Raw genomic sequence first — 22,612 nt, 5'->3', positions numbered from 1 at the left:
CGAGCAACTCCGCCGCCTGACGCCGCCTGCCAAGTTGACGCGTGAATCAACATGGCCTGACATACTTTGCGGTGAATTAACCGTAATTTGCTCGGCGAAGGAATCTGATGGACCCGCTCCTGCACACCTGGCCGGTTTCGTCCACGGTGATGCTGTGGGGATCGAAGTCCGGACGAGGCTCCGTACTACGTCTCGTCCGTCTCACCATCGGGTTCTGCTCACTCAATTTCTCGATCGTGGCGTTCCTGTTTCTCCTCAGCGGAGAGGGCCCGGACGGACCGTTTGCGCGCAGTTGGCTCGTCGGCATTGCGGCCGTCAACCTGATCCCTACGATTCTCTGGTTTGTCGGCCGAATCAGAGGTTCACGCATGCTCAAGCTCTACGGACTGTGGGCGGATCTCGGAACTGCCTCGGTTCTCATCACCTTCACCAGCCATAACGCCGCCCTCTTCGGCGCGGCACTCTTTGTCGCCACCGGCGCCTACTTCACCTATTTTCTCGATTACCGCTGGTTGGCCTTCCATCTCGCCTTTGCCACGACATTTGTCATCGCCCTGACGGTGCTCGGCCTGACGAACGGCGACTACTCGACAACCAGCGTAATTGCACGCACGGACGTCGTCCTGTGTGCAGTGATCTTCATTCCGGCCACAATTCAGTTCACTTGGCGGCAATTACTCGCGCGCGCAACGGGATCCAAAGTGGATGCGCTTACCGGCCTACTGAACCGACGAGGACTGTGGGACATGTCGGAGCGCATCTGGTCGGTCGCGTCGGCAAATCGTGCCGACATTGCTGTTGCCGTCGTCGACATCGACAAGTTCAAGGCGGTGAACGACACGTTCGGCCACGAAGTCGGTGACGCCGTCATCATCCGGACCGGAACGCGCCTGCAGGCGCATGTGAACGGTTTCGGTTACGCCGCGCGCACCGGCGGCGAGGAGTTCACCGTTGTGATGATCGGTACTCCGTACGGACTTCGCAAACGAATCGCCACGCTCCCCAAAGCCGTGGTGAACGCCTCCGACGACCCCCTGGCCACGGTCAGCGTCGGCGCAGCGACGCTACCTTTCATCCCACATCAGGAAGAGTTCGACTACAACGAGTTCTCCCGAGCAATCGTTGCGGCCGATCATCTGATGTACGACGCAAAATCCGCGGGAGGCAACACCGCGAACACTGCTCCTATGGCAGTTCCGCGTCGACGAGCACACTGAAACCTGGCTGTATCAGCGCCGATTCCACGCCTCGGGATCTGCCGTCAGTTCGTGAATGAACTCGGGCAACTCTCCACCTGCAACATCGGTGAGTGTGACATTTTCGAGCACAGCACGGAGGTTGACTCGCACTGCAATCCACACCTCCTTGAGGGGCGTTGCCGGTCCCCCGTAGTCGACGTCTTCCGGTCGCTGACCCCGAATCGAAGCCAGCGGTCCCTCGACAGCTCGTATGACGTCGGCAATCGTGATCGCGTCCGCGGACCGAGCGAGCCAGTATCCCCCGTCCGGGCCTCGACGGCTGTTGACCAAGCCGCCGCGCCGCAGGTCCGAGAGCACCGCTTCCAGGAACTTGTGGGGTATTACCTGGGATTTGGCGAGAAACTCGGCCTTGGCCGGGTCAGGACCAACTGCCGCGAGCTCGACCAGAGTCCGCACGGCGTAGTCCACCTTCGCGGTGATATGCACCGGCAATTCCTACCATCGTTCTATGAATAGTCGCAACAAACCTGCGAGTTCTTCGCCGCAAAGGGTTCCCTGACGTTACATTTTAATACATGATGTAACGATCAGAGCTAGAGAACAGGACAAATCGCGTGTGGGAAACCCTTCTCGAATCATGGAAGTCACTGCTCGAACCGCTCCATGATCCCGTTACGCTCGCAATCCCCGCGTTTGTCATCTTCCTCGCAATCGAATGGTTCGCGGCCCGTGCGCTCGAAGATCATCCCGACGACGCCGACGGACGCGCACGGCCGGCACAGGGCGGCTACCGAAGCGTCGACGCCAGAACCAGCGTTCTACTCGGACTCGTGTCGATCGCAACGAGCACCTTCTGGAAAGTGCTGGCGCTGATCGGTTATTCCGCAATCTGGGTGTATCTCGCTCCGTGGCACCTCTCGCCGACTGCCTGGTACACCTGGGTGATCCTGCTGCTCGGAATCGACGTCCTCTATTACGCGTATCACCGCATCGCACACCGAGTTCGAGTCATCTGGGCCACACACCAGGCTCACCATTCGAGCGAGTACTTCAATTTCAGCACCGCACTGCGGCAGAAGTGGAACAACAGCGGTGAGATCATCATGTGGTTGCCGTTGCCGTTCCTCGGGATCCCGCCGTGGATGGTGTTCGTCGGCTTCTCCGTCAGCCTCGTCTACCAGTTCTTCGTCCACACCGAACGTGTCGGAAAACTCTGGCGGCCCATCGAATTTATCTTCAACACGCCGTCACACCATCGCGTCCACCACGGCTCCGACGCCGAGTACCTCGACCGCAACTACGCCGGAATCCTCATCATCTGGGACCGGATGTTCGGAACCTTCGCAGCCGAAACCCACCGGCCCACCTACGGACTCACGACGCCGGTCCGAACGTACAACATCTGGAAGCTCCAAACGCGCGAATATGCTGCCATTGCTCGTGATTGGAAGGCGTCGACATCGTGGCGGCAGCGAGCCGGCTACGTGTTCGGCCCGCCCGGCTGGGCGCCGAAAGCCGAGGTCACTTCAGCAGAATCCACAGCCCCGTCGCACTGAGCAGGAGCAGAGCGACCGCGAGAGTTGCTCCCATACCCAAAGCGGGCGTTGCCTTTTCGGCCGAAAACTGGGCCAACCGCCTAGGCCGCGACCGACGTTCGTAGACCGTCACCGCGACGACGAGCACGGCAGCGACGGACGGGCCGATCAGGGCCACCGACCCGAACGGCGGCAACCATCTCAGACAGGCGGCAGACAAGCCGAGGATCGACAGACTCGTACGTACGAACGAGAGCGATGTGCGCTCGGACTGCAAGCCCTTGTCCGGAGGCTTGACACCTTCCGACGGTTCCAGCGCGGTCAATCAGTTCACGACCTCGACCACCAGGACGGTCGCGCAGATCACCAGCACGATGCCGACGACCGGCGCCATGAGCGGCACCGGCAACGAGCGCTCAGTTCGCAGTGCACGCTCGGCGCTGATCCAGTGGACAAAGGAAGTGATGGCGATCAGAGCACCGCCGACGAGCAACAACGCGGCCAAGCCGGATCGAACCGTCGGATTGAGAATGTCGCCGCCGAACGCTTCGAGTCCGACGCCCGACGCGACGAAGGCCGTTGCAGTGCGGATCCAAGCCAGATATGTCCGCTCATTGGCGAGCGTGAACCGTGGATCGGGGTCTTCGCCCGTTCGGAACGGTCTCCACCGGGGCATCACCTGTTCATTCCGTCCGGGCAGAGATCGCACACTGCCTTCGGAACGGACAAGAAGAAAGGAAGGTCATGTCCTTAATCTTCCCTGCCCGCCCCGAAGCAGTGCGAATCGGGTGGACGTAATTCAGCTCGCGGCGAGTGAGACCAGGAAGTCCACCGAGCCGCTGCCGTCGACGGTGACGAAACCGAGGGACGGAGGCTCGACTCCGAAATCGGTCCAGGTGACCGGAATCGAGCCCGATGCAATCAGCGAATCACCCGAATGCAGCACGGTCATGTCGACCGACACCGGCTTGGACTGACCCTTGAGCGTCAGCGTTCCTGACACCGTGACCGTCGCCGTTGTTCCGTCCGTCGGTACAGCAGACAAGTCCACCGGCGAGTCGATCGTGAACGTCGCCGTCGGATACGTGCTGGTATCCATCACATTGCCCGTGAACTGGCCGTCCCGCCGATCCGAGTCGGTCTTGATGCTTGCCACCTGCACCGTTACTTCGCCGGAAGTGAGCTTTTCACCCTCGACAACCGCGTTTCCGCTCACCTCGCCGGTGGTTCCGACGACGGTCACACTCGATCCGTTGAGAATCTCGTGCACGGTGTACCCAGCTGCCGTCTGGTTGTCCCCCTGCCCGGCGACGACGGTCCATTGCCCGTCGATCGATCCGGACGCCGCCTCCGCGCCCTCAGTGGACACCACGGCCGCCGGTGCATCGTCTTCAGCGATGAATTTCCCGTACGCCCACGGCCCCACAAGCAGGGCGAGTACGACCACAACTACTGCTCCGCCGATCCACCAGATCTTTTTCATGGGCTCGACGATAGTTGCAGCTTCAACAGTTGTCAGGACTTACGACCTGGGAGAACCCTGTGAAAGTGCTCCACGACCACCCAAGGCGAGCCACATCTACAGCCATTAGTAATCATTTGGTAAAGTCGACTGTGCATTCCGGCCCCCAGCCTGGAATGCCTGGGCCGTGCGCATCGAATCATGCATCGATCCCGATGCGCACGGTCTGCCCGAAACACGAATCACACCGATCGAGGGAGCTCGCGATGGCGGACCTGACGCTCCTGACCGACGACGAGTTACGCGAGCGTCGGATCGCCCTCAGTCGATCCCTCACTACCGCAGCAGATTTGATCCCCACCCCGCCACCCTCGTTCTTCGAGAAGCTGAAGCAGGACATCGATGCCGCCGCTGCAGAGTGGATCGCCCGCCGCTCCTGAACTTCGTCAACCTGGGAATGTCCACCGGAGGACGGCCCCTCCCCCATAAGACTGAGTGCGGCTTCCGATCTCCTCCGAAGTCCAGCGCTGTCCTCGTCCGAATGACGGATTTCTGCTCAATCCGAACGATTGTTTCTCGATTGCGGAATAGGTTCACGACGACGGATCCGCCCGGCGGCCGATCAGGTCTGTGTGTCGAACCCTCTCAGCCTCGACATGCATGGACGCGGGCTTCGACCTGGCCGGTCGTCCGATGGTCCAGTCGGAGCGTGTCCGTCCCCGACAGTCGGCAGCATCCGGGACCCATCCACAAAAAAGCTCCCCACCTGCGTGAACAGGTGGGGAGCTTTGGCGGTGGCGGAGGGATTTGAACCCTCGGACGGGGGTTACCCGTCACACGCTTTCGAGGCGTGCTCCTTAGGCCGCTCGGACACGCCACCGCTGGTGACTTTACCGGATGGAGTGCCCGTGGCTGAAATCGCCAGGTGGAGCGGTATTACGTGAGCTTGTCCTTGATGCTGGAAGCGGCGTCCTTGACCTTCTCGCCTGCATCCTTGACGGCCGATTTCACCTGGTCGCCCTTGCCTTCGTTTTCGAGGTCCCGGTCACCGGTAGCGCTGCCAGCAGCTTCCTTGGCCTTGCCCCCGAGGTCTTCGGCCTTGTTCTGAGCCTTGTCTGCGATTCCCATGAGTACTCCTCTGTGAACGCGAACGAATCGCCTTCCGACGATCCGCCGATGCCCTGACGGCATCTGCCTCCACCATGCCCTCGATTGATGGATCCGGCTACCCGAGTGTGCGATCACTCTCGATGGGGAATACCGAATTCAGGCCCGCTGCTCGCGGAAGAAATCTTCCAAAAGCCCAGCGCATTCGTCCTCGAGGACCCCGCCGCGCACCTGCGGCCGATAGGTCAATCTTTTATCTCGAACTACGTCCCATAATGATCCGACGGCTCCGGTTTTCGGCTCCCACGCCCCGAAAACGACCCGAGAAACCCGGGCGAGGACCAGAGCGCCCGCACACATCGTGCATGGCTCGAGGGTCACGGCAAGCGTCGCACCTTCCAGGCGCCAGCCGTCACCGTAGATTTTTGCGGCAGCACGCAACGCGAGGATTTCGGCGTGCGCGGTCGGATCGGACGACGCTTCCCTGGCATTGGAGGCCCGAGCAACTTCGACGCCGTCTGCGTCGAACACCACTGCCCCGACCGGGACGTCTGCGTCGGAGGCGGAACGTGCGGCCACGATGGCCGCACGGATCATGCGCTGATCGTCAGCGAGAGTCATCTAGCGCGGGAGCTTGTCGAGCGCTGCGCCGAACTCGGATGCGAACCCGAGTCGCTGCGCGATCATCCCCAACTGCTCGTCCGGATAGAGATCGGTCTCGGCCGCGATGACGGCGAGCACGGGTTCCGGCAGGCCCAGATCGGCCAGCACGGACAGATCGCCCTCTTCCCAGGGTTCGACATCGTCGAGGTCGTCCGGGTCGATGTCGGGGATCTCGATGTGCAAGGCGTCGAGGACGTCGGCCGCGATGTCGTAGTCGATGGCGGCGGTCGCGTCGGAAATCAGCAACTGCGTGCCCGACGGCGCCGGACGCAACACGATGAAGAACTCGTCGTCGACGTCGAGAAGACCGAAGACGGCACCCGAACTTCGCAGCTCACGCAGCTGCGTTTCGGCGGCCGAGAGCGAGGTCAACGCGTCGGGCGTCAGTGCCTTGACCGTCCAACGCCCCTCTTCACGGACCACCGCGACACCGAAGCCTTCAAGCTCCTCCGACTGGTTCGAAGAGGCGCTCTTGTTACCCGCGCGCTGTGCACCCATGGCGCAACGGTAGCCCGCCTGGTGCCAGTGAGTGAAGTCCGAGCATCGATGTGCCAACCTGAACTCGTGTCTGCGATCGATTCCGCCCCACCAGTCTGCGTTCTCGGCCTCGGATTGATCGGCGGTTCGCTACTTCGCGCCGCCGTCCGATCCGGCCGCCGGGCGTGGGGTTACAACCGTTCCAGCGAGTCCGCCGACGCGGCCCGAGCCGACGGTTTCGACGCCGACACCGATCTGGTTTCAGTGCTGCAGAGAGCGAACGAAAGCGGCGCGATCATCGTGGTCGCCGTGCCGATGCCTGCCGTCGACGCCACCTTGGAGGCAATCGCCGCGCATGCGCCCGACAATCCGATCACGGACGTCGTCAGCGTCAAGGGTGAAGTGAAGGCCGCGGTCGAACGAGCGGGCTTGAGCGCCAAGTTCGTGGGCGGTCATCCGATGGCGGGGACGTCAGCTTCGGGTTGGGCGGTCGGGGATGCCGATCTGTTCGTCGACGCGGTGTGGGTCGTTGCCACCGACGAGGGCGTCGACGCAGACGTGTGGTCGCAGGTCGCCGACCTTGCACTCGACTGCGGCTCGGTCGTCGTGCCGGCCGAATCTCTGGAACACGATCGAGCAGTCGCGCGAATCTCGCATCTGCCTCACCTGCTCGCGGAAACGCTTGCGATCACCGGAGCTGCCGGAGGCGAACTGGCTCTCGGGCTGGCTGCCGGATCATTTCGCGACGGCACTCGCGTGGCCGGGAGCGCTCCTGGCCTGGTGCGGGCGATGTGCGAGGGCAACCGCGACGCCCTGCTGGTCGCGCTGGACGAGGCGCTCGACCTTTTGCAGGGTGCACGTACCGATCTGCTCGACAACGGCTCGACGGCACGACTGGTGGACGCGGGGTTCGCTGCGCGCGGAGCGTACGAGTCGCACGAGCGGTGGGACATCGAAGACGTTCAGGTCGGAGAACCCGACTGGATCAACCGGATGCGGGACGCCGGTCGACGCGGCGGCGTCATCCGGCGATCCGCAACCTAGAACTACGCAACCTGGAGATACGAAACCTAGATACGAGTTGCCAGACCCGGGTAGTCGAGGACAAAGCCTTCGGTATCGACGGACAACGTCGAGCTGGACACCGGGGACAGCACACTGATTCCGTCGGCGCCGGAGCTGTAGGTGATGGTCGCACCCTCGACGCGCAGGTCGAGGAGATTGACGTAGACGACCGGGACCTCGGCGTCTTCGATGTCGTTCTGCAAGCCGACGCGGCGGATGGGCAGCGTGTTGAAGAACGGGCTGAGGATCACGTCGACATCGAGTGCGCCATCGAACGCAGAGCGCTGGTGACTGGCGCCGTTCTCGACCATCCAGGTGCCTTCTTCGTCCCGGCTGATCGACATCTGACGCTCACCGGCGGCCAGGGCGGTCCGCACGGACAACCGGCGGGTGATGCCGGCCTCGTCGGTGACCAGGTCGTACGACGCGCTGAATGCCGGGTGCTCACTGCAGGCTCCACCGATGATCCGGCCGGAAGCCTTGATGCGATTTCCGTTCAGCTGCACACGAACAGACTCCATACGAGGAGCGTTGTGGGCCTGCCAGGTCAATACCGCGGGCCAGGACGCGTCACCGGAAGGTTGGATGCTCACCCGACCACGGTAATGGACGAACGGGCACGGAGCACCGCTGGTTCGGGTTATTGCTTCGATCAGGGACCTTTTAGGGACTTCGATCGGCCCCGAAGATCTCGATGTAAGGCGTTTCACAACGGTTCTTCCGTAAGGAGCACGCCGCGGACCGAATAGTTGGCAAACGGTGTCGGAGTTCTCGAGTACCGTGCTTCTAGGTCGGTTCGTGAGGAAGGGTGCTGTGACGTCGTCGCGGAGCATGGTGGGTTTGTTTGCCGGTATCGGTGGTCTCGAGTTGGGGCTCTCGGAACATGGGTGGAACACCGAACTGCTGTGTGAAATCGATCCGGGCGCGCAGGCAGTTCTCCGTTCGCGTTTCGCCGACGTGCCGTTGCACGGTGACGTCACCAAACTGCGTGCGCTGCCCAGTGACATCGAATTGGTGGCCGCCGGTTTCCCCTGCCAGGACCTCTCTCAGGCCGGCAAGACCGCAGGCATCACCGGTGCACGCTCGGGCCTGGTGGACGAGGTGTTCCGTCTGGTCAAGCGCAAGAAGGGCCCGCGCTGGCTGTTGATCGAGAACGTTCCGTTCATGCTCCAGCTCGGCAAGGGCGCAGCCATGCGGCACATCACCGACGCCCTCGAAGACCTCGGATACACCTGGGCGTACCGGGTGGTCGACGCCCGCGCCTTCGGACTCCCCCAGCGTCGCCAGCGGGTCATCATGCTCGCCTCGCGCACAAACGATCCTCGCGAAATCCTGTTCGGCCAGGACGCCGGCGAGCGCCTGGGCGGCGATCCTGCGGACTACCCGTGCGGCTTCTACTGGACCGAAGGCACTCGCGGTCTCGGATGGGCCGTCAACGCCGTGCCGACGCTCAAGGGCGGCTCGTCCGTCGGCATCCCCAGCCAACCGGCAGTCCGGTTGCCGTCCGGTGAGATCGTCACCCCCGGCCTCGTCGACGCCGAACGCTTACAGGGTTTCGATCCCGACTGGACGCTGCCGTCCGTCGAGGTCCCCGGCCTTCGCCACAGCCATCGCTGGAAGCTCGTCGGCAATGCCGTGAGCGTGCGGATGGCGTCGTGGGTCGGTGGCCGGTTGAGCGATCCCATCGAATACGACGCCGCGGGCGAGACGCCACTCGAACCGGGCGACGCCTGGCCGAGTGCGGCCTGGGGCCGTAACCGCCAGGCCTTCCGCGTCCATACCTCGACCTGGCCGGTCCAGTACGACTACGAGGATCTGAGCGGCTTCCTCGAAGACACGCGGTTGCTGTCGGCTCGGGCCACCGCCGGCTTCCTCAAGCGCGCACGCATGGGTAATCTTCGGTTCATCCCCGGTTTCATCGAGGACGTCGAAAGCCATCTCGAGCGGATGGGCGGATACCCCGAGGCCGCAGCATGACGGACTCGCTGTTCCCCGAACCTGAAACGCTGTTTTCCGAACCGGAACACGAACCACTGTGGAGTGCACTGCAACTCGCGGGCGACAAGCCCCCGGCCGACGCCGATCGCGGCGAGAAGAAGAACTACGCCCAGCGACTGTCCAATCAACTGGCACAGACGGTGGCCGACGCTCTGCGTCCGCTGTATCCCAACATCACCCCGACGGCGTCCGGTGAAGGCCAGGAGGCAACAGTCGATGTCGCCAAGGGCCGAAAGCGCTTGGACGTCAAGGCACTCGACCCCACTCTCGGCCTGATCCTCTGCGTCTCCATCAAGACGTACAACTTCCAGGACTACAGTCCCCGCAGCGGCAAGCTGGGACGGTGGACCAAGAACATCGTCCGCAACGACCACGAATTGCGTGGCGAGGCAATGGTTCTGCATCAGCGTCAGCCGTACAGCGTGTTGGTCGCCGTCATGTTCGAGCCGTACGCCACGTGCGACGACGGCGACCCGACCAAGACCAGCGACACCGGCAAATCCTCTTTTGCACACCACGTCACGACGCTCTCGAAGCGCTCGGGCCGAGGCAAGCGCGCGGTGGTCGGCGTTCCGGGAAAGGCCTGGGTGGATCTCGGCGCCGAGGACACCCGCTACGACCTCTTCGAGAAGGTCTACATCGGACTCTACGAACCCGATGGCGCAGTTCGGTTCTTCGACGTCGACGAGCCGCCGCCGCGCAACGGCCGCCCCACCGAAGCTCAGACGCTCTCGTTCACCGACTTCGTGACCGTCGTGCACGGTGAAGTGGAGCGTCGCAACAGGTTTGCGCCTACCTGGTCCGATCCCGAAGACAGCGAAGATTCCGACGGCTGAGGGAACCACGGTGCCTGCGACGGATCCTGCCACCAGCGCTCGGATGAGCGCTCAGCGTCGGCGCGACACCAAACCCGAAATCGCACTTCGACGCGAGCTGCATCGACGCGGACTCCGGTACTTCGTGGATCGGGCGCCTGTCAAAGGTGTTCGCCGACGGGCCGATCTGGTATTCCCACGCCGCAAAGTCGCGGTGTTCGTGGACGGATGCTTCTGGCACAGCTGCCCGCAGCATGCGACGTTTCCCAAGAACAACGCGCAGTGGTGGACGGACAAGTTGGCCGCCAACGTGGTTCGAGACCGCGACACCGATGCACGTCTGGCAGAGCAGGGTTGGACCGTCATCCGCATCTGGGAGCACGAAGATCCGCTGGTAGCGGCCGAACGCGTCCAGAAAGCCCTGCTCGGTCCGTAAGCTCGATTTCGTGAAGGAACGCAACGTTGCGCGGTGGGGTTTGGTGGCTGCGCTGGCTCTGGGCGGAATCGTCTACTCGTCGTGGATTCTCGAATTCTTCCTGGACACCGGCCTCGACCCGGTGACATCGTTCCTCAGCGAACTCGATGCCGAGAACCAGAAATACCGCGATGTCTTCGGTAACGCCGATGTCCTGTCCGCAATCTTGATGTTGATCTCCGGAGCGCTGGGTCTGCTGATCACGCCCCGGCGAAGGCTCTACGTCACGGGCTGGATTGCGCTGGCGGTGTTCGGCATCGCGACCATCGCCGACGCGTCGTTCCCCCTCGAATGCTCGGGCGAGGGTTGCCCGTCGAGCGCACCCGACGGTCTACTTCCGCAGCTCCACCATGTTCACGCGTTGACGAGCAGCGTGGCGGTCTTCGCGATCTTCACCGCGATGATCGCATTCACCGTGGGAGCGTTCAGGTATCGCGAGCACCCTTCTTTGCGGACGACGGGTCTGACCATTCTGATCCTGACTTCCCTTGCGACGGTGTGGATGTTGACGACCAACAGCATCGAAGTCTCCGGCGGCGGTAATCTCGGACTGGGTATCGCTCAACGTGCGCAGGTGCTGGGAATGTCGTTGTGGTTGTGCACCCTGGCATTTGCGATGTCGAGGCCGCCATCCACCGGGCTCCTGGCTTCGCCGCGCTGACAGGTTTTCCGGCAAGCGATTCGGGCGATCCTGGAACTACAACTGAAAATGGCTGCCCCGAACTAGCGAAGGTGTGCCCATGTCTCTCGCGTCGTCGTTCTTCGCCCATCCGCACCAGGCGTTCACTGCTGGTTTCTATCGCAACGAGTCCTTCGACTTCGAGCTACGAGTCGTTCTCGGGCAAGCCACCTTCGGCGCGGCAGATACCGGCGAAGTGCTCTCGGCCATCGCTCACGTCGGCGAGAAGGACCTCGAAGGCTGGTACGAGGCCTGGTTCGACCTCGGCACACGGGTATTCGGGCAGGCCGATGAGGCAGCCGAGGCCGGGCATTCGCGAAGCGCGTCCAACGCGTACCTGCGGGCGGCGTCGTACTTCGGTGTGGCGATCAACGCAGTCGACGGTCTCAGCGACGATTCGGTTCTGGTCCCCACTTTCAAACGTCACCGACAGGCGTGGGACCGCTTCGTCGACACCACCTCCCAGCCCGTCGAACGCGTCCGGATCCCTTACGAGGACACCCACCTGCCCGGGTACTTCTTCCGGCCGCCCGGCGACGTGCGACGGCCGACGTTGATCATGGTGAACGGTAGCGACGGCCCGATCAGCGGGCTGTGGGGCAGCGGCGGTGCCGGGGCGCTCGAGCGGGGCTACAACGTGTTGATGTTCGACGGTCCCGGTCAGCAGTCGATGCTCTTCGAGCGCAACATCCCGTTCCGTCACGACTGGGAAGCCGTCATCACGCCCGTCGTCGACTATCTCGTGGACCGGCCGGACGTCGATGCGTCGAAGCTGGCGATGTACGGGATCAGTCAGGGCGGGTACTGGGTGCCGCAGTCGTTGGCGTTCGAGCATCGGATCGCGGCAGCGATCGCCGATCCGGGGGTCGTGGACGTGGCCGCGTCGTGGCTCGCCCACATCCCCAAGAACATGCAGAAGCTGCTCGACGAGGGGAAGTCGGAGGCCTTCGACCGCGACATGGCGATAGGGCTGGGAATGAAATTCTCCAAGGACAGCGCCCGAATCTGGCGTTTCCGAGCGCGTCCGTACCTCGCCGACGGCTACTACAACACTCTCGCCGAGGTTCGGAAGTACCACCTCGAACACGTCGCCGGCTCGATCTCCACTCCCCTGCTCATCACCGATCCGGAAGGCGAGCAATTCTGGCCCGGTCAATCCAAGCGGCTTGCCGCCCTCGCCGGCGGACCGACGACGGTGGTTCCCTTCACCGCTGCCGAGGGCGCGAACTTCCACTGCCAGCCCATGGCGAGGCGTCTGACGGATCAGCGGATGTTCGACTGGCTCGACGAGCAGTTGGATCTCTGAATCAGGACACTTTCTCTTTCTTCGTCAACAGAGTGGCAATCATCGGCAACAGCAGAACCGTGATCGCCCCGGCCGCGACAAGAATCGACGCGTTGTCCGAGGACATCTGATGCGCGTCGACGGCCGCGCCAGTGACCGCCACGATCATGGGCAGACCGGTAGCCCCGTACAACGCGACTTGCGCACTTTCGCGCGTGGTGAAGGGCGGCTCGGCCTTCTCGAACTTGGTCACGAAGAACACCGGCACGCCGCGGACGACAACGATCAGGATCAGAAAAGCAATCAGTATGCCGGGACTGGCGGCGACCGCCGAGACGTCGATCGCCATGCCTGAAGTGATGAAGAAAATCGGGATGAGGAACCCGAAGGCGATCCCGTCGAGCTTGATCTCGAGGCGCTCGTCGCCCTCTGGCATCAGTCGCCGCAGGATGAAGCCGGCGGCAAACGCACCGAGAATGACGTCGAGTGAGAACACGGCCGACAGCACTCCGAGGCTGACCAACAACAGAACGGTGAGGCGGACCGTCGTCTGCGCCGTGGTGTCCGCTCCTGCCCGCACCAGGCGATGTGTCCACGAGCCTTCGTGAATCAGCTTGCCGGGCAGCACCGCCACGATGATGGCGATCACGGCGAAGACGGCAAGAACGATCAGCGACAGGATGGCGCCACGGGCACTCAGCAGCACCGCCATCGCGACGACCGGCCCGAGCTCGCCGACGGCCCCGTGGTTGAGGACGGTCTTGCCCAAGCGTGTGTCGAGGAGTTTGTTGTCCTTGAGGATCGGCAGCAGCGTGCCCAGAGCGGTCGACGTCATCGCGATGGCAACTGCGGCTTCGGCGGAGATCACGTTCCTCATGCCAAGCAGCGCGACCACCGTGAACGCCAGCGCGAGGCAGAACAGCCACGTGTAGAGCGCTCGACGTCCGCCGCGCCCACTGAGTTCCTGTCGGTCGATCTCGTAGCCGGCGAGCAGGAACAGCATGCCGAGGCCGAGTTCGCGGAGGATGCCGATCGCTTCGCTGTCAGCTGCGATGTTGAGGGCGAACGGCCCGACCACTGCGCCCGCGACCAGTAGCAACACCACTTCGGGAACCAGTCGACGCGGGATCAGGCCCGCGACTATCGGCGCGATGGCCGCGATCAGCGCAATCCAGAACAGCGAGGAGGCAATTGAAGGCACGGATCATTGTCGGACAAAACCGACCACTCTGCACACATTGCGACCGGTCAGTCTGGTAGAAGTATCGAATGCTCACCTAGTAATGCGTGAGCAATCCCACGTGAAGGAACGGCCATGACACAACCCCCGCAGGACCCTAACCAGCCATATGGCCAGCCGCCTCAGCAGCCGTACGGGCAGCAACCCCAGCAGCCCTACGGACAGCAACCACCGGCTCAGCAACCTTATGGACAGCCTTATCCAGACCAGTCTGGCGCGCCGTTCCCGGGCCAGTACGCTCAGCCGGCCGGTGGATTTCAGCAACCGCCGCCTTCACCGGCGAAAAAGAAGAAGTGGCCATGGGTCGTCGGAGGCATCGTGGCGTTCTTCGTGATTGTCGCGATCGCCACTGGCGGCGGGGACAAAGACAAGGAAGAATCCGCCGCGGCCCCCACAACCACGCAAGCCGCGGCCAACGGTGCCTCCGTGGCCGCAGTTGCCCCGGCCGAAGCTCCCAAGGAAACGAAGTCTTCGAATCCCGGAATCGGCGAGGAAGTGCGAGACGGAAAGTTCGGTTTCGTCGTGACGGGTATCGAGACCGGCCTCACGACGATCGGCGACAATCCCTACTTGCAAGAGCAAGCTGAGGGTCAGTTCGTACTCGTTCACGTCGAGATCACGAACACTTCCGACAAGCCCCAGGCTTACTTCGGATCCAATCAGACCTTGATCGACACCGAAGGTCGCGAATTCACCAACAACACGATGGCAGCGATCAATATCGACGCCGAAACCGCGATCGGCGGCGACATAAACCCCGGCATCACCCGGAAGACCACCATTGTCTTCGACATCCCGACCAGTGCCACCCCCAAGGAGATCGAGGTACACGACTCGATGTTCTCCGGTGGCGCCACAATTTCGCTTCAGTAAACCCGGAACAGTAAGAACGACGGTCTCCACCAGTTGACGATCAGCTGGTGGAGACCGTTCTCCTGCGAAAGGCCAACGGACTGAGGTCAGTACAGGTACTTGCGGTACGCCTCTTGTCTGGCGGGTTCGAGGTCCTCGACGCGCAGGCTGTGTTGCTCCGCCATCATGTCGCGCAGACTCGGCACCTCATCGGATGCGGGCCACGTCGACGGATCCCACAGCTTCGCCCGCAGAATCGCTCTCGCGCAATGCAGATACGCCTCGTCGATCTGCACGATCACCGCAAGCTGTGCAGGCTTGCCGTTCATCGCCATCGAATCCAACAGATCAGGATCGGTGGACAGAGTCGCCGTGCCGTTGACGCGCACGATCTCGTCGTGCCCGGGCGCGAGAAAGAGGATCCCCACGTGAGGATTCTCGATCATGTTCCGGTACGAGTCAGCGCGCCGGTTACCCGGACGATCCGGGAGCACGAGCGTCTTCTCGTCGGGAAACAGAACCTGACTGACCAGGTCTCCACGCGGCGAGCAATCGCAATTTCCGGCCGCATCGGATGTCGCGAGCACAAAAAACCGTGCCTGCTCGATGAATTCACGGATCAACGGAGTCGTGTGAGCGGTCTGCTTCTCCATGATCGTCGGATGGGGCTGTCCGAGAATCGCATTGAGTTGTTCCACGGATTCGATCCGCCCGCCCGGGGCGTTCGACGCCGTCACGTCGACACGTCGTCGAGCACGTGGTGGCGCCCGAGCGGCAACACCAACGGCTTACCCGACATGGGGTCCGGGATGATTCGGCTCTCGAGACCGAACACGGTGCGGACGTTGTCGCTCGTGAGCACCTCGGCAGGATCACCCGCCGCGTAGACCCGGCGATCGGCCATGGCGACGAGGTAGTCGGCGTAGCGGGCGGCGAGATTGAGATCGTGCAGAACCATGACAATCGTTGTACCCCGAGTCCGGTTCAGGTCGGTGAGCAGGTCCAAGACCTCAACCTGGTGGCTCACGTCCAAGAAGGTGGTCGGCTCGTCGAGTAGAAGCAGATCGGTTTGTTGGGCGAGCGCCATCGCAATCCACACACGTTGGCGCTGACCACCGGAAAGCTCGTCCACCGATCGTTCGGCCAATCCGGTTGTGTCCGTAGCCGCAAGCGCCTCGGCGACAGCTGCGTCATCCTCGCGGCTCCACCTCGCCAGCACCCGCTGATGTGGATGACGACCACGGCCGACGAGATCGGCGACAACTATCCCTTCCGGTGCGATCGGTGACTGCGGCAGCAGACCGAGCGTGCGAGCGAGCTTCTTCGCAGGCAGGCGATGAACATCCTTGCCGTCCAACAGAACATGACCGCTTCGGGGACTGAGTAGCCGCGACATCGACCGCAGCAGTGTCGATTTGCCGCACGCGTTGGCGCCCACGATGGTCGTGATCTTTCCCGGCGGCACCGCGAGGTCGAGCGATTCGACGACGGTCCGTCCTCCGTAACCGAGTTCGAGGTTTTCGACAGTCAGAGTATGGAATTCGGTCACAGCGAACCTCCCGTTCGGTTGGAGCGAATGATGAGGTAGACGAGATACGGCGCTCCCAGCGCGCCGGTCACCACGCCAACGGGGTAACGGGTGCCGAAGGCGTACTGTCCGCAGAAATCGGCAACGAGCACCAGCAGCGCTCCGACCAGCGCCGACGGAATCAAAAGTGATGTTCCCGGACCGACGATGCGGGCGGCAATGGGGCCGGACAGAAATGCGACGAAGGCGATGGGCCCCGCAGCGGCAGTGGCAAAGGCGATGAGTCCGACGGCCGCAATGATCGTCAGAATGCGCGTTCGTTCCACTCTGACGCCGAGCGCTTGTGCTGCGTCGTCACCGAGCTGGATGGTCGAAAGGTTGCGCGATTGGCTCAGCAGCACCGGCCCGAGCACGACCAGCGCCAGGAGTACGGGAACCGTCGAACCCCAGTTGGCACCGTTGAGACTGCCGGTGAGCCAACGCATCGTCTCCTGCAGATCCCACGCGGCGGCGGTACTGAGCAGGTAGGCGGTGACGCTGTCGAGCATCGCGGCGATGCCGATACCGATCAGTATGAGCCGAGTGCCCGCCACACCGTCCCGGAAAGACAGAACGTAGATCAAGACTGCGACGCCCAGACCGACAGCGATAGCAAAAACCGATACCTGTGAACCGCCGAGTGAAAGCGAGATGATCGCGAAAGCCGCTGCAGCGCTTGCGCCGGAGCTGATTCCGATGATGTCGGGGCTCGCGAGCGGGTTGCGCAGCATCGTCTGGAACGTGATGCCACCCAAGCCGAAACAGATTCCGGCGACCACAGCGAGGACAGCGCGAGGCAGCCGGAGGCGGCCGACGGTGAACGAGGCACCAGGCACGTTCTCCCCCAGCACGACCCGAAGCACATCTGACGGCGAGTAGAAGGTTTTTCCCGCCATCAGAGTGACCGCGAAGGAGGCGACGACGAGGACCATCAGCACGGCAATCACGATGCGGCGGCGTCTACCTCGTCGGATACGGCTTGCTCCGACTGCGTCGACCTCGACTTCGGGAGTAACGAATGTAGTGGTCACAGCTCACGTATTTTCTGACGGCGGACTATGTAAATGAAGAAGGGCGCTCCGATGAGCGCGGTGATGATGCCGACGTCGATTTCGCTCGGCCGGGCGACAATTCGTCCGAGAATGTCGGCGGCGACCAGAAGGGCGGCACCTGTCAGCGCAGAAAACGGTAGTAGCCAACGGTTGTCAATCCCGATCAACAACCGGCACAGGTGCGGGACGACCAAACCGACGAAGCCGATCGGTCCCGCGATGGCAGTGGCCGCACCGCAGAGCAACACTGCACCGAGCGCTGCCACTGCACGAACCACCGCGACGCGTTCGCCGAGACCTGATGCAACCTCGTCGCCGAGCGCAAGAGAGTTGAGACTGCGCGCTGACAGCAGACAGATCACGAAGCCGACAATGAGGAAAGGCAGACCCTGCCGGATCACCTCGAAACTCGCGCCACCGACGCCGCCGATCTGCCACGAACGAATGTTGCCCGCAATATCGTTTCGCGGCAGCATGATCGCAGTGATGAACGAAGCAAACGCAGCCGATGTTGCGGCCCCGGCAAGAGCCAACTTGAGTGGCGTGGCTCCACCTCGCCCGAGTGACCCGACTACGTAGACGAACAATGCCGCCCCGGCTGCACCGAGTACGGCCACCCAGATCATGCTGGTCTGGGTCCACAATCCGAACCACGCCATTCCGATCACCACGGCGAGCGAAGCGCCCATGTTGACGCCCAGGATTCCGGGATCCGCCAAAGGGTTTCGGGTAATCCCCTGCATCACCGCGCCGGCAAGACCGAGCGCAGCTCCCACGATTATCGCGAGCACCGTCCGCGGAATGCGCTTGGCAATCGCACCCTGACCGATGTTGTCCGTTGAACCGCCTAGTGCGGCAACGATATCGGACCAGTCGACCTCACGAGAGCCGATGACGATCGAAGCGCACATGAGCACCGCGAGGACAACGAGAAGGGCGATCAACCACAGCGAATTGCCGAACGTCGGGCGCCGCGTATCGCGAGCGCCCGACGTCGAATCCTGCGAGGTTACAGTCACTCCGACTTTCCAGCGGCCCCGGCGAGCAGATCGACGTAGTCGCCGAGTACCCACGAAATCGCGAGTGGAGTCGGGTTGGCCGCCGTTCCCATCGGCCCGGTTCCATTGAGGAACACGATCGCGTTGTTGGCGACGGCAGGCATCTGCGAGAGCAGCGGGTCAGCCTTGAGTGAGTCGACAAGTGCCTGGTCACCGTAGGTGACGATCAGTTCGACGTCGTCGAAGACGTCCACACGCTCCGCACTGACCTTCTTCGAGAACTCACCACCCGTCGAGGCGTCGGCAACGCTCTTCGGCGTCGAAAGTCCGAGGTCCTCGAAGAACGCGGCGCGCGTGTCGTTCGCCGTGTAGAAGCTGACCTGGCTCAGATCAGCGGTGTCGACGTGCGTCAGGAACATGGTTGCCTTGCCGGCAAGCTGCGGATGCGAGGCAACCTCGTCGGCGATCTCCTTTTCGATGGTGGAGATCAGTTCCTGCCCTTCGGATTCCATACCCAAGCCCATGCTGTTGAACTTGATGACGTCGCGCCACGACGTCGCCCACGGCCCCTCGGGATACGCCACAACCGGAGCGATCTCACTGAGAGTGTCGTAGTCCTCCTGCGTCAATCCGGAGTACGCGGCAAGAATGACGTCAGGGTTCGTATCGGAGACGGCTTCGAAGTCGATGCCGTCGGTCTCGTCGAAGAGCACCGGCGGCTTCGCGCCAAGGTCGTCGAGCTTTTCCTCGACCCACGGCAGCATTCCGTTGCCGTTGTCGTCACCGAAAGTCGCCGCTGCCATTCCGACGGGAACCACGCCGAGAGCAAGGGGCACTTCGTGATTGGCCCAGGCGACGGTGGCAACTCGCTCCGGCTTGGCGTCGATCGTCGTAGTTCCGAAAGCGTGCTCGATCGTGACGGGGAAGGAGCTGGATCCGCTTCCGGCGTTGCCGCCGTCGGCGGTCTCCGAGGAGTCGGAACTGCAAGCTGTCATGCCGAGGGCGACTGCGACCGCTGCTGCGGCCACCGCCAAGAAGCGTTTTGAACGCATGAAAACAGAACTCTCTCGAGAAGGGGTACGGCCCTCAACCCGGCTCGATAAGGGCACTTAGGTGAGGTTTGCCTAAACCGTATACGGGAGGGCATTGTGGCGCAATCGCGTGTTTGGGACACCCGGTGTAGCGATCGAGTCAGAGCGAGATGACCGCTTAGCTAGCCCGAAACATCCCTGGCGTAGCGCCTGTAGTGCGTCGGAATGCCGCCCCGAATGCGCTGGTCGAGTGGTAGCCCACACGCTCGGCAACCTCTTGTAGATCCAAGCCGTGGGCAAGAAGGGTCACCGCTCGTTGGGCGCGCACAGCCGAGACCCACTGCCCGAAACTCATCCCGGTCTCCGACCGAAATACCCGGGTGATGGTTCGCGGGCTGACACCGAGGAGCCTTGCCCAGTCGGACAGCGTTCGCATGTCACTCGGATCGTCACCGATCGCATCGACGATGGGTTGCAGAAGTGGCGAGTCCGGCACCAGCACCAGCAACTCGTTCGGCGACGGTGCCAGCACGTCGATCACCATCTGCTCCGTGAGCGAGCGCGAAGGAGCTCCGAGTGACTCGTCTGCCAGTCGCTCGAGGAGGTTCCGCAGCAGCGGAGTGACCTCGATCGCCACCGGCACGTCGGACAGAGAAGGAACCGATGCGATGTCGAGCTGAGCGGCGCGATACCAGGTGCCGGCCGGCGCGATCGCCGAGTGCAGGACGCCGGCGGGCATCCACAGACCTACGGTCGGCGTAATGGTCCACGTGCGCGATCCCACCGTGGCGCTCGACGCTCCCCGCTCGTTCCACAACAATTCGTGAGTCGGGTGCGAGTGCGCATCCCACCGGGTCTCGCGGGAGACAAGTTCGTCCATGCCCGCAATGACAAAGGGCACCTCGACCGCCCCGGCCGAGTAGACCGGGAGCGTCCGACTGTCGACGGTCTCCAACGGGTTCTCCTCGGTTCGCGTGGCTGCTCCGCAGAAAGCATAGGTCGCGTGGATCGGTTGTCGGTTCCCACGATCGCGAGGATCACCGCCCGAAATCGCCGAGGTGACCTCACACACATTCAAGAATTGCGTATGCACCACAACAAAAAGAAGGTCACAGACCTGAAGTCTGTGACCTTCTTTCTTGTGCGCCCGAAGGGATTCGAACCCCTAACCTCTTGGTCTAAAACAAACAATCTCTGATAGTCCACTAAGGTTCGGGAAAGTCTACCTGATCTGGCCTTTAGCTACGATTTGAGTATCGGAAAGTTCGGCACAGTTCGCCATGATTCGCCATCAATGCGTTGAGTAAGTGTTGAGTTGCACCGGCCAAGGTTGGACCTGATGTCAGTTGAACCGAGAGCAGGTCAGTTCGACTCGCCACGGAGGAACCGATCACAGTCGTCACGGTGAATTCGCCAGTGACCATTCGGCGCCTTGCGCTGATACCCGAGAAGGCGCTCGGACTCAAGATCCTTGCGGACAGTGACGGGATGCCGGCGCATGTAAGCCGCGGCCTCGGAGACGTTCATCCATGGGGTATCGATGTTCTCGCTCATGTCCTGACCCTATGGCTGAGGGGTCAAATTTCTAGACCCTCCCGGTGCACCCTCGATCGATCCTGCTGCCACCCGCTCCGCATTGCGTCGCTTCTCTCCCCACGCACTTTTTGGTCCGGAACTCGGCAAAAGACCAGGAAACGGGCCTCGAACCGACCTTGTATCCCGTACAAGGTCAGCGGCTCAAAGCGCCCTTCCGTGTGGATCGATCGAGGGGGTATGGCCAGGGGTGCTTCGTAAGGGCCTGTCATCGGCGCTGAGCCAGCCTCTCCGGAAAGGTGCGGGTCATGAGCTGGTCATCCATCCACGCACGGCACTGCCCGTTTGATACCGCGGTGGTGAGGTTGACGCCGATGGGTTGGCCGGCTGGTTAGCTCTCGGCAGGCTCGGGCTTGCGGTACGGGTTCGGCATTGGTGCGTCCTGCACGATGCCGTTGTCCTCGGTCACTGTTCCGCGGAACGTCTGGTTCACCGTCTCGTAGTCCTGTTCGAGGTAGGCGCGGTGGTATTCACGCGCCTCTGCGAGAGTGTTGAGCTTGATCGATGTCATCACTCGGTACCAAGGGTTGTCGCGTCGGTCCCCGTTGCGTCCGGTGTGAGAGAACTGTGACGCTTCCATCAGCTTGCCGAGTGAGGGGTCGGTGAAGAACACAGCGAACGCTGACATGCGGAGAGTTGCCGGCGACGACTCGAAGAGGGGAAAGCTCGAGCCTGGCAGGAAGTCGTTGAGGATGCTCTCGGCCCTGTCGAGGGTCGCGATGTATCCGGGTAGTGACTGCCATGCGTCGAGCGCCTCGGCGTCAGCGTGATTGAGGAACGCTTCCAATGACTCGTCGCCGTTGATGTGCTCCTTGGCTGCGGCGATGGCTGCCATTGCCTGGTCGACCTTGGGTCGCAGTGCGTCGATGATCTCGTCTGCGATGCCGTTGTCGAGAGCGTCGTGGAAGCGACGGACGTACGACGCTTCATGGCCGGTGATCGAGCCGACGTAGTCACGGGCGGCTTGCTCGGCCGCGCCCTTGGCTGCCAGGGTGGCGAGCTGGGCGTCGGTGAGCTCGCCGCGGACGATCTTGTCCTTGATCTCGTCGGCTACTGCATCAGAGGGAGCAGCAAATGCCTTCATTCGCTGCCACGCATCGAGGGTGTCCGAGAGCGGCTTGGGTACCGGAATGTCGAATGCCTTGATGCTGGAGACGAGACGCTTGCAGTGGGCAGTGGTGGTGAGCGAGCTGTAGTAGGCAGTCATTGTTGTTCGTTCCTTCGTCGAGAGTTCCAATGGGGTGGGTACGAGTGGTCAGATTCGGGTGATTTGGCCGGCGAGGCTCCAGGTTTGAACCCGCCGAGCCTGAGTTGCTCGAGGATGCGTTCGGAGCGTGCGTCCTCTTCCTCAGGGCTCATTGAGTCCGCCAGGAGGCCGGGTAGAGGGTCTCCTCCTGCACCGGCTCACGTGTCCTGGCGACGAGGTCTGTGAAGTCCTGCTCGGTGAGTCCGCTGAGGTATTCCTCGACGACGGCGCCGAGCGGTCGTGCGGGGTCTGTTTCGTGGGCTTCGGTCATGG

General features: G+C 62.6%; 28 protein-coding genes and 1 tRNA gene. 10 read left to right on the top strand and 19 right to left on the bottom strand.

Features of this window, described 5'->3' with window-relative positions:
* Positions 1-107: 107 nt before the first annotated feature.
* Positions 108-1,217: a GGDEF domain-containing protein gene (locus V3587_RS28440; protein ID WP_020968182.1), complete on the top strand. Its 1,110-nt coding sequence runs from the start codon at positions 108-110 to the stop codon at positions 1,215-1,217.
* A gap of 12 nt (positions 1,218-1,229) precedes the next feature.
* Here V3587_RS28440 and V3587_RS28435 read toward each other — a convergent pair whose 3' ends face one another.
* Positions 1,230-1,685 (bottom strand): RrF2 family transcriptional regulator, encoded by a 456-nt coding sequence (locus tag V3587_RS28435; RefSeq protein WP_283377564.1) that lies wholly within the window; start codon positions 1,683-1,685, stop codon positions 1,230-1,232.
* Positions 1,686-1,813: 128 nt separating this feature from the next.
* On the opposite strand from V3587_RS28435, the gene V3587_RS28430 reads away from it, so the two are divergent.
* Positions 1,814-2,755, top strand: a complete 942-nt coding sequence (locus tag V3587_RS28430) for a sterol desaturase family protein (RefSeq protein ID WP_283377563.1) — start codon at positions 1,814-1,816, stop codon at positions 2,753-2,755.
* Here the strand turns inward: V3587_RS28430 and V3587_RS28425 are convergent.
* The 3 genes from V3587_RS28425 to V3587_RS28415 all read right to left on the bottom strand — a co-directional run bounded on the left by V3587_RS28425 (position 2,721) and on the right by V3587_RS28415 (position 4,217).
* Complete coding sequence (locus tag V3587_RS28425; protein WP_003943794.1) at positions 2,721-3,059, bottom strand: DUF202 domain-containing protein; 339 nt, start codon at positions 3,057-3,059, stop codon at positions 2,721-2,723. The genes V3587_RS28430 and V3587_RS28425 overlap by 35 nt on opposite strands.
* A complete protein-coding gene (locus V3587_RS28420; protein WP_003943804.1) occupies positions 3,060-3,410 on the bottom strand; it encodes a YidH family protein in 351 nt (116 codons plus the stop codon).
* 123 nt (positions 3,411-3,533) lie between these two features.
* The gene (locus V3587_RS28415) at positions 3,534-4,217 is read right to left on the bottom strand and encodes a YceI family protein (protein ID WP_003943876.1); all 684 of its coding nucleotides are present in this window, start codon (positions 4,215-4,217) and stop codon (positions 3,534-3,536) included.
* A gap of 245 nt (positions 4,218-4,462) precedes the next feature.
* Between V3587_RS28415 and V3587_RS28410 the strand changes: the two genes are divergently transcribed.
* A complete protein-coding gene (locus V3587_RS28410; RefSeq protein WP_003943953.1) occupies positions 4,463-4,636 on the top strand; it encodes a hypothetical protein in 174 nt (57 codons plus the stop codon).
* Between the two features lie 349 nt (positions 4,637-4,985).
* On the opposite strand, the gene V3587_RS28405 is transcribed toward V3587_RS28410, so the two are convergent.
* The 4 genes from V3587_RS28405 to V3587_RS28390 form a co-directional block, all read right to left on the bottom strand.
* Positions 4,986-5,076: transfer RNA gene (locus V3587_RS28405), tRNA-Ser, on the bottom strand.
* Between the two features lie 56 nt (positions 5,077-5,132).
* Positions 5,133-5,324, bottom strand: a complete 192-nt coding sequence (locus tag V3587_RS28400; protein WP_003943869.1) for a CsbD family protein — start codon at positions 5,322-5,324, stop codon at positions 5,133-5,135.
* Between the two features lie 138 nt (positions 5,325-5,462).
* A complete protein-coding gene (locus V3587_RS28395; RefSeq protein ID WP_047271540.1) occupies positions 5,463-5,924 on the bottom strand; it encodes a nucleoside deaminase in 462 nt (153 codons plus the stop codon).
* Positions 5,925-6,464: a tRNA adenosine deaminase-associated protein gene (locus V3587_RS28390; protein WP_003943823.1), complete on the bottom strand. Its 540-nt coding sequence runs from the start codon at positions 6,462-6,464 to the stop codon at positions 5,925-5,927.
* Between the two features lie 48 nt (positions 6,465-6,512).
* On the opposite strand from V3587_RS28390, the gene V3587_RS28385 reads away from it, so the two are divergent.
* Positions 6,513-7,487, top strand: coding sequence for a prephenate dehydrogenase (locus tag V3587_RS28385; RefSeq protein WP_047271538.1), 975 nt, complete (start codon positions 6,513-6,515; stop codon positions 7,485-7,487).
* Between the two features lie 26 nt (positions 7,488-7,513).
* Here the strand turns inward: V3587_RS28385 and V3587_RS28380 are convergent, their stop codons facing one another.
* The gene (locus V3587_RS28380) at positions 7,514-8,101 is read right to left on the bottom strand and encodes a putative glycolipid-binding domain-containing protein (protein WP_073512852.1); all 588 of its coding nucleotides are present in this window, start codon (positions 8,099-8,101) and stop codon (positions 7,514-7,516) included.
* A 238-nt stretch (positions 8,102-8,339) separates the two neighbouring features.
* On the opposite strand from V3587_RS28380, the gene V3587_RS28375 reads away from it, so the two are divergent.
* The 5 genes from V3587_RS28375 to V3587_RS28355 all read left to right on the top strand — a co-directional run bounded on the left by V3587_RS28375 (position 8,340) and on the right by V3587_RS28355 (position 12,781).
* On the top strand, positions 8,340-9,485 hold the full coding sequence (locus tag V3587_RS28375; RefSeq protein ID WP_283377567.1) for a DNA cytosine methyltransferase: 1,146 nt from the start codon (positions 8,340-8,342) through the stop codon (positions 9,483-9,485).
* The gene (locus V3587_RS28370) at positions 9,482-10,342 is read left to right on the top strand and encodes a hypothetical protein (RefSeq protein WP_003943911.1); all 861 of its coding nucleotides are present in this window, start codon (positions 9,482-9,484) and stop codon (positions 10,340-10,342) included. Before V3587_RS28375 ends, V3587_RS28370 begins: the two co-directional genes overlap by 4 nt.
* 10 nt (positions 10,343-10,352) lie before the next feature.
* Positions 10,353-10,757, top strand: a complete 405-nt coding sequence (locus tag V3587_RS28365) for a very short patch repair endonuclease (RefSeq protein WP_019746481.1) — start codon at positions 10,353-10,355, stop codon at positions 10,755-10,757.
* A 10-nt stretch (positions 10,758-10,767) separates the two neighbouring features.
* Positions 10,768-11,457, top strand: coding sequence for a DUF998 domain-containing protein (locus tag V3587_RS28360; protein ID WP_283377562.1), 690 nt, complete (start codon positions 10,768-10,770; stop codon positions 11,455-11,457).
* Between the two features lie 79 nt (positions 11,458-11,536).
* Positions 11,537-12,781, top strand: coding sequence for an alpha/beta hydrolase family protein (locus tag V3587_RS28355; protein WP_283377561.1), 1,245 nt, complete (start codon positions 11,537-11,539; stop codon positions 12,779-12,781).
* 1 nt (position 12,782) lies between these two features.
* On the opposite strand, the gene V3587_RS28350 is transcribed toward V3587_RS28355, so the two are convergent.
* Entirely contained in the window at positions 12,783-13,961 is a 1,179-nt protein-coding gene (locus V3587_RS28350) for a cation:proton antiporter (protein ID WP_283377560.1), read from the bottom strand.
* Positions 13,962-14,075: 114 nt separating this feature from the next.
* On the opposite strand from V3587_RS28350, the gene V3587_RS28345 reads away from it, so the two are divergent.
* Positions 14,076-14,873 carry a DUF4352 domain-containing protein gene (locus V3587_RS28345; protein ID WP_030535755.1) on the top strand — a complete coding sequence of 266 codons (798 nt, stop codon included), beginning with the start codon at positions 14,076-14,078 and terminating at the stop codon, positions 14,871-14,873.
* Positions 14,874-14,959: 86 nt separating this feature from the next.
* On the opposite strand, the gene V3587_RS28340 is transcribed toward V3587_RS28345, so the two are convergent.
* From V3587_RS28340 to V3587_RS28300, 9 genes are all read right to left on the bottom strand, one after another.
* Positions 14,960-15,589, bottom strand: a complete 630-nt coding sequence (locus V3587_RS28340) for a pyridoxamine 5'-phosphate oxidase family protein (RefSeq protein ID WP_007731668.1) — start codon at positions 15,587-15,589, stop codon at positions 14,960-14,962.
* Entirely contained in the window at positions 15,586-16,401 is an 816-nt protein-coding gene (locus V3587_RS28335) for an ABC transporter ATP-binding protein (RefSeq protein WP_283377559.1), read from the bottom strand. The genes V3587_RS28340 and V3587_RS28335 overlap by 4 nt, the downstream gene beginning before the upstream one ends.
* Complete coding sequence (locus V3587_RS28330; RefSeq protein ID WP_283377558.1) at positions 16,398-17,450, bottom strand: FecCD family ABC transporter permease; 1,053 nt, start codon at positions 17,448-17,450, stop codon at positions 16,398-16,400. The genes V3587_RS28335 and V3587_RS28330 overlap by 4 nt, the downstream gene beginning before the upstream one ends.
* Positions 17,447-18,490 carry a FecCD family ABC transporter permease gene (locus V3587_RS28325; protein WP_283377557.1) on the bottom strand — a complete coding sequence of 348 codons (1,044 nt, stop codon included), beginning with the start codon at positions 18,488-18,490 and terminating at the stop codon, positions 17,447-17,449. Before V3587_RS28325 ends, V3587_RS28330 begins: the two co-directional genes overlap by 4 nt.
* The gene (locus V3587_RS28320; RefSeq protein WP_283377556.1) at positions 18,487-19,521 is read right to left on the bottom strand and encodes an iron-siderophore ABC transporter substrate-binding protein; all 1,035 of its coding nucleotides are present in this window, start codon (positions 19,519-19,521) and stop codon (positions 18,487-18,489) included. Before V3587_RS28320 ends, V3587_RS28325 begins: the two co-directional genes overlap by 4 nt.
* A 157-nt stretch (positions 19,522-19,678) precedes the next feature.
* On the bottom strand, positions 19,679-20,596 hold the full coding sequence (locus tag V3587_RS28315; protein WP_082239025.1) for a helix-turn-helix domain-containing protein: 918 nt from the start codon (positions 20,594-20,596) through the stop codon (positions 19,679-19,681).
* A gap of 266 nt (positions 20,597-20,862) precedes the next feature.
* Positions 20,863-21,054 (bottom strand): helix-turn-helix domain-containing protein, encoded by a 192-nt coding sequence (locus V3587_RS28310; protein WP_283377555.1) that lies wholly within the window; start codon positions 21,052-21,054, stop codon positions 20,863-20,865.
* 370 nt (positions 21,055-21,424) lie between these two features.
* Positions 21,425-22,300: a hypothetical protein gene (locus V3587_RS28305; protein WP_283377554.1), complete on the bottom strand. Its 876-nt coding sequence runs from the start codon at positions 22,298-22,300 to the stop codon at positions 21,425-21,427.
* 148 nt (positions 22,301-22,448) lie between these two features.
* Positions 22,449-22,610 carry a hypothetical protein gene (locus V3587_RS28300; RefSeq protein WP_156778985.1) on the bottom strand — a complete coding sequence of 54 codons (162 nt, stop codon included), beginning with the start codon at positions 22,608-22,610 and terminating at the stop codon, positions 22,449-22,451.
* Positions 22,611-22,612: the final 2 nt, after the last annotated feature.

Origin of the sequence: Rhodococcus sp. IEGM 1306, from assembly GCF_036541985.1 — a bacterium.
Taxonomy (GTDB): Bacteria; Actinomycetota; Actinomycetes; order Mycobacteriales; family Mycobacteriaceae; genus Rhodococcus_F; species Rhodococcus_F qingshengii.
The sequence above is the reverse complement of the archived record's forward strand: the minus strand, read 5'-3'. Positions and strand labels throughout refer to the sequence as shown.

Coding starts and splice junctions, on each gene's coding strand:
- V3587_RS28440 (WP_020968182.1), top strand. CDS start 108: ATGGACCCGCTCCTGCACACCTGGCCGGTTTCGTCCACGGTGATGCTG.
- V3587_RS28420 (WP_003943804.1), bottom strand. CDS start 3,410: ATGCCCCGGTGGAGACCGTTCCGAACGGGCGAAGACCCCGATCCACGG.
- V3587_RS28415 (WP_003943876.1), bottom strand. CDS start 4,217: ATGAAAAAGATCTGGTGGATCGGCGGAGCAGTAGTTGTGGTCGTACTC.
- V3587_RS28410 (WP_003943953.1), top strand. CDS start 4,463: ATGGCGGACCTGACGCTCCTGACCGACGACGAGTTACGCGAGCGTCGG.
- V3587_RS28400 (WP_003943869.1), bottom strand. CDS start 5,324: ATGGGAATCGCAGACAAGGCTCAGAACAAGGCCGAAGACCTCGGGGGC.
- V3587_RS28395 (WP_047271540.1), bottom strand. CDS start 5,924: ATGACTCTCGCTGACGATCAGCGCATGATCCGTGCGGCCATCGTGGCC.
- V3587_RS28390 (WP_003943823.1), bottom strand. CDS start 6,464: ATGGGTGCACAGCGCGCGGGTAACAAGAGCGCCTCTTCGAACCAGTCG.
- V3587_RS28385 (WP_047271538.1), top strand. CDS start 6,513: ATGTGCCAACCTGAACTCGTGTCTGCGATCGATTCCGCCCCACCAGTC.
- V3587_RS28375 (WP_283377567.1), top strand. CDS start 8,340: ATGGTGGGTTTGTTTGCCGGTATCGGTGGTCTCGAGTTGGGGCTCTCG.
- V3587_RS28370 (WP_003943911.1), top strand. CDS start 9,482: ATGACGGACTCGCTGTTCCCCGAACCTGAAACGCTGTTTTCCGAACCG.
- V3587_RS28355 (WP_283377561.1), top strand. CDS start 11,537: ATGTCTCTCGCGTCGTCGTTCTTCGCCCATCCGCACCAGGCGTTCACT.
- V3587_RS28345 (WP_030535755.1), top strand. CDS start 14,076: ATGACACAACCCCCGCAGGACCCTAACCAGCCATATGGCCAGCCGCCT.
- V3587_RS28320 (WP_283377556.1), bottom strand. CDS start 19,521: ATGCGTTCAAAACGCTTCTTGGCGGTGGCCGCAGCAGCGGTCGCAGTC.
- V3587_RS28310 (WP_283377555.1), bottom strand. CDS start 21,054: ATGAGCGAGAACATCGATACCCCATGGATGAACGTCTCCGAGGCCGCG.
- V3587_RS28305 (WP_283377554.1), bottom strand. CDS start 22,300: ATGACTGCCTACTACAGCTCGCTCACCACCACTGCCCACTGCAAGCGT.
- V3587_RS28300 (WP_156778985.1), bottom strand. CDS start 22,610: ATGACCGAAGCCCACGAAACAGACCCCGCACGACCGCTCGGCGCCGTC.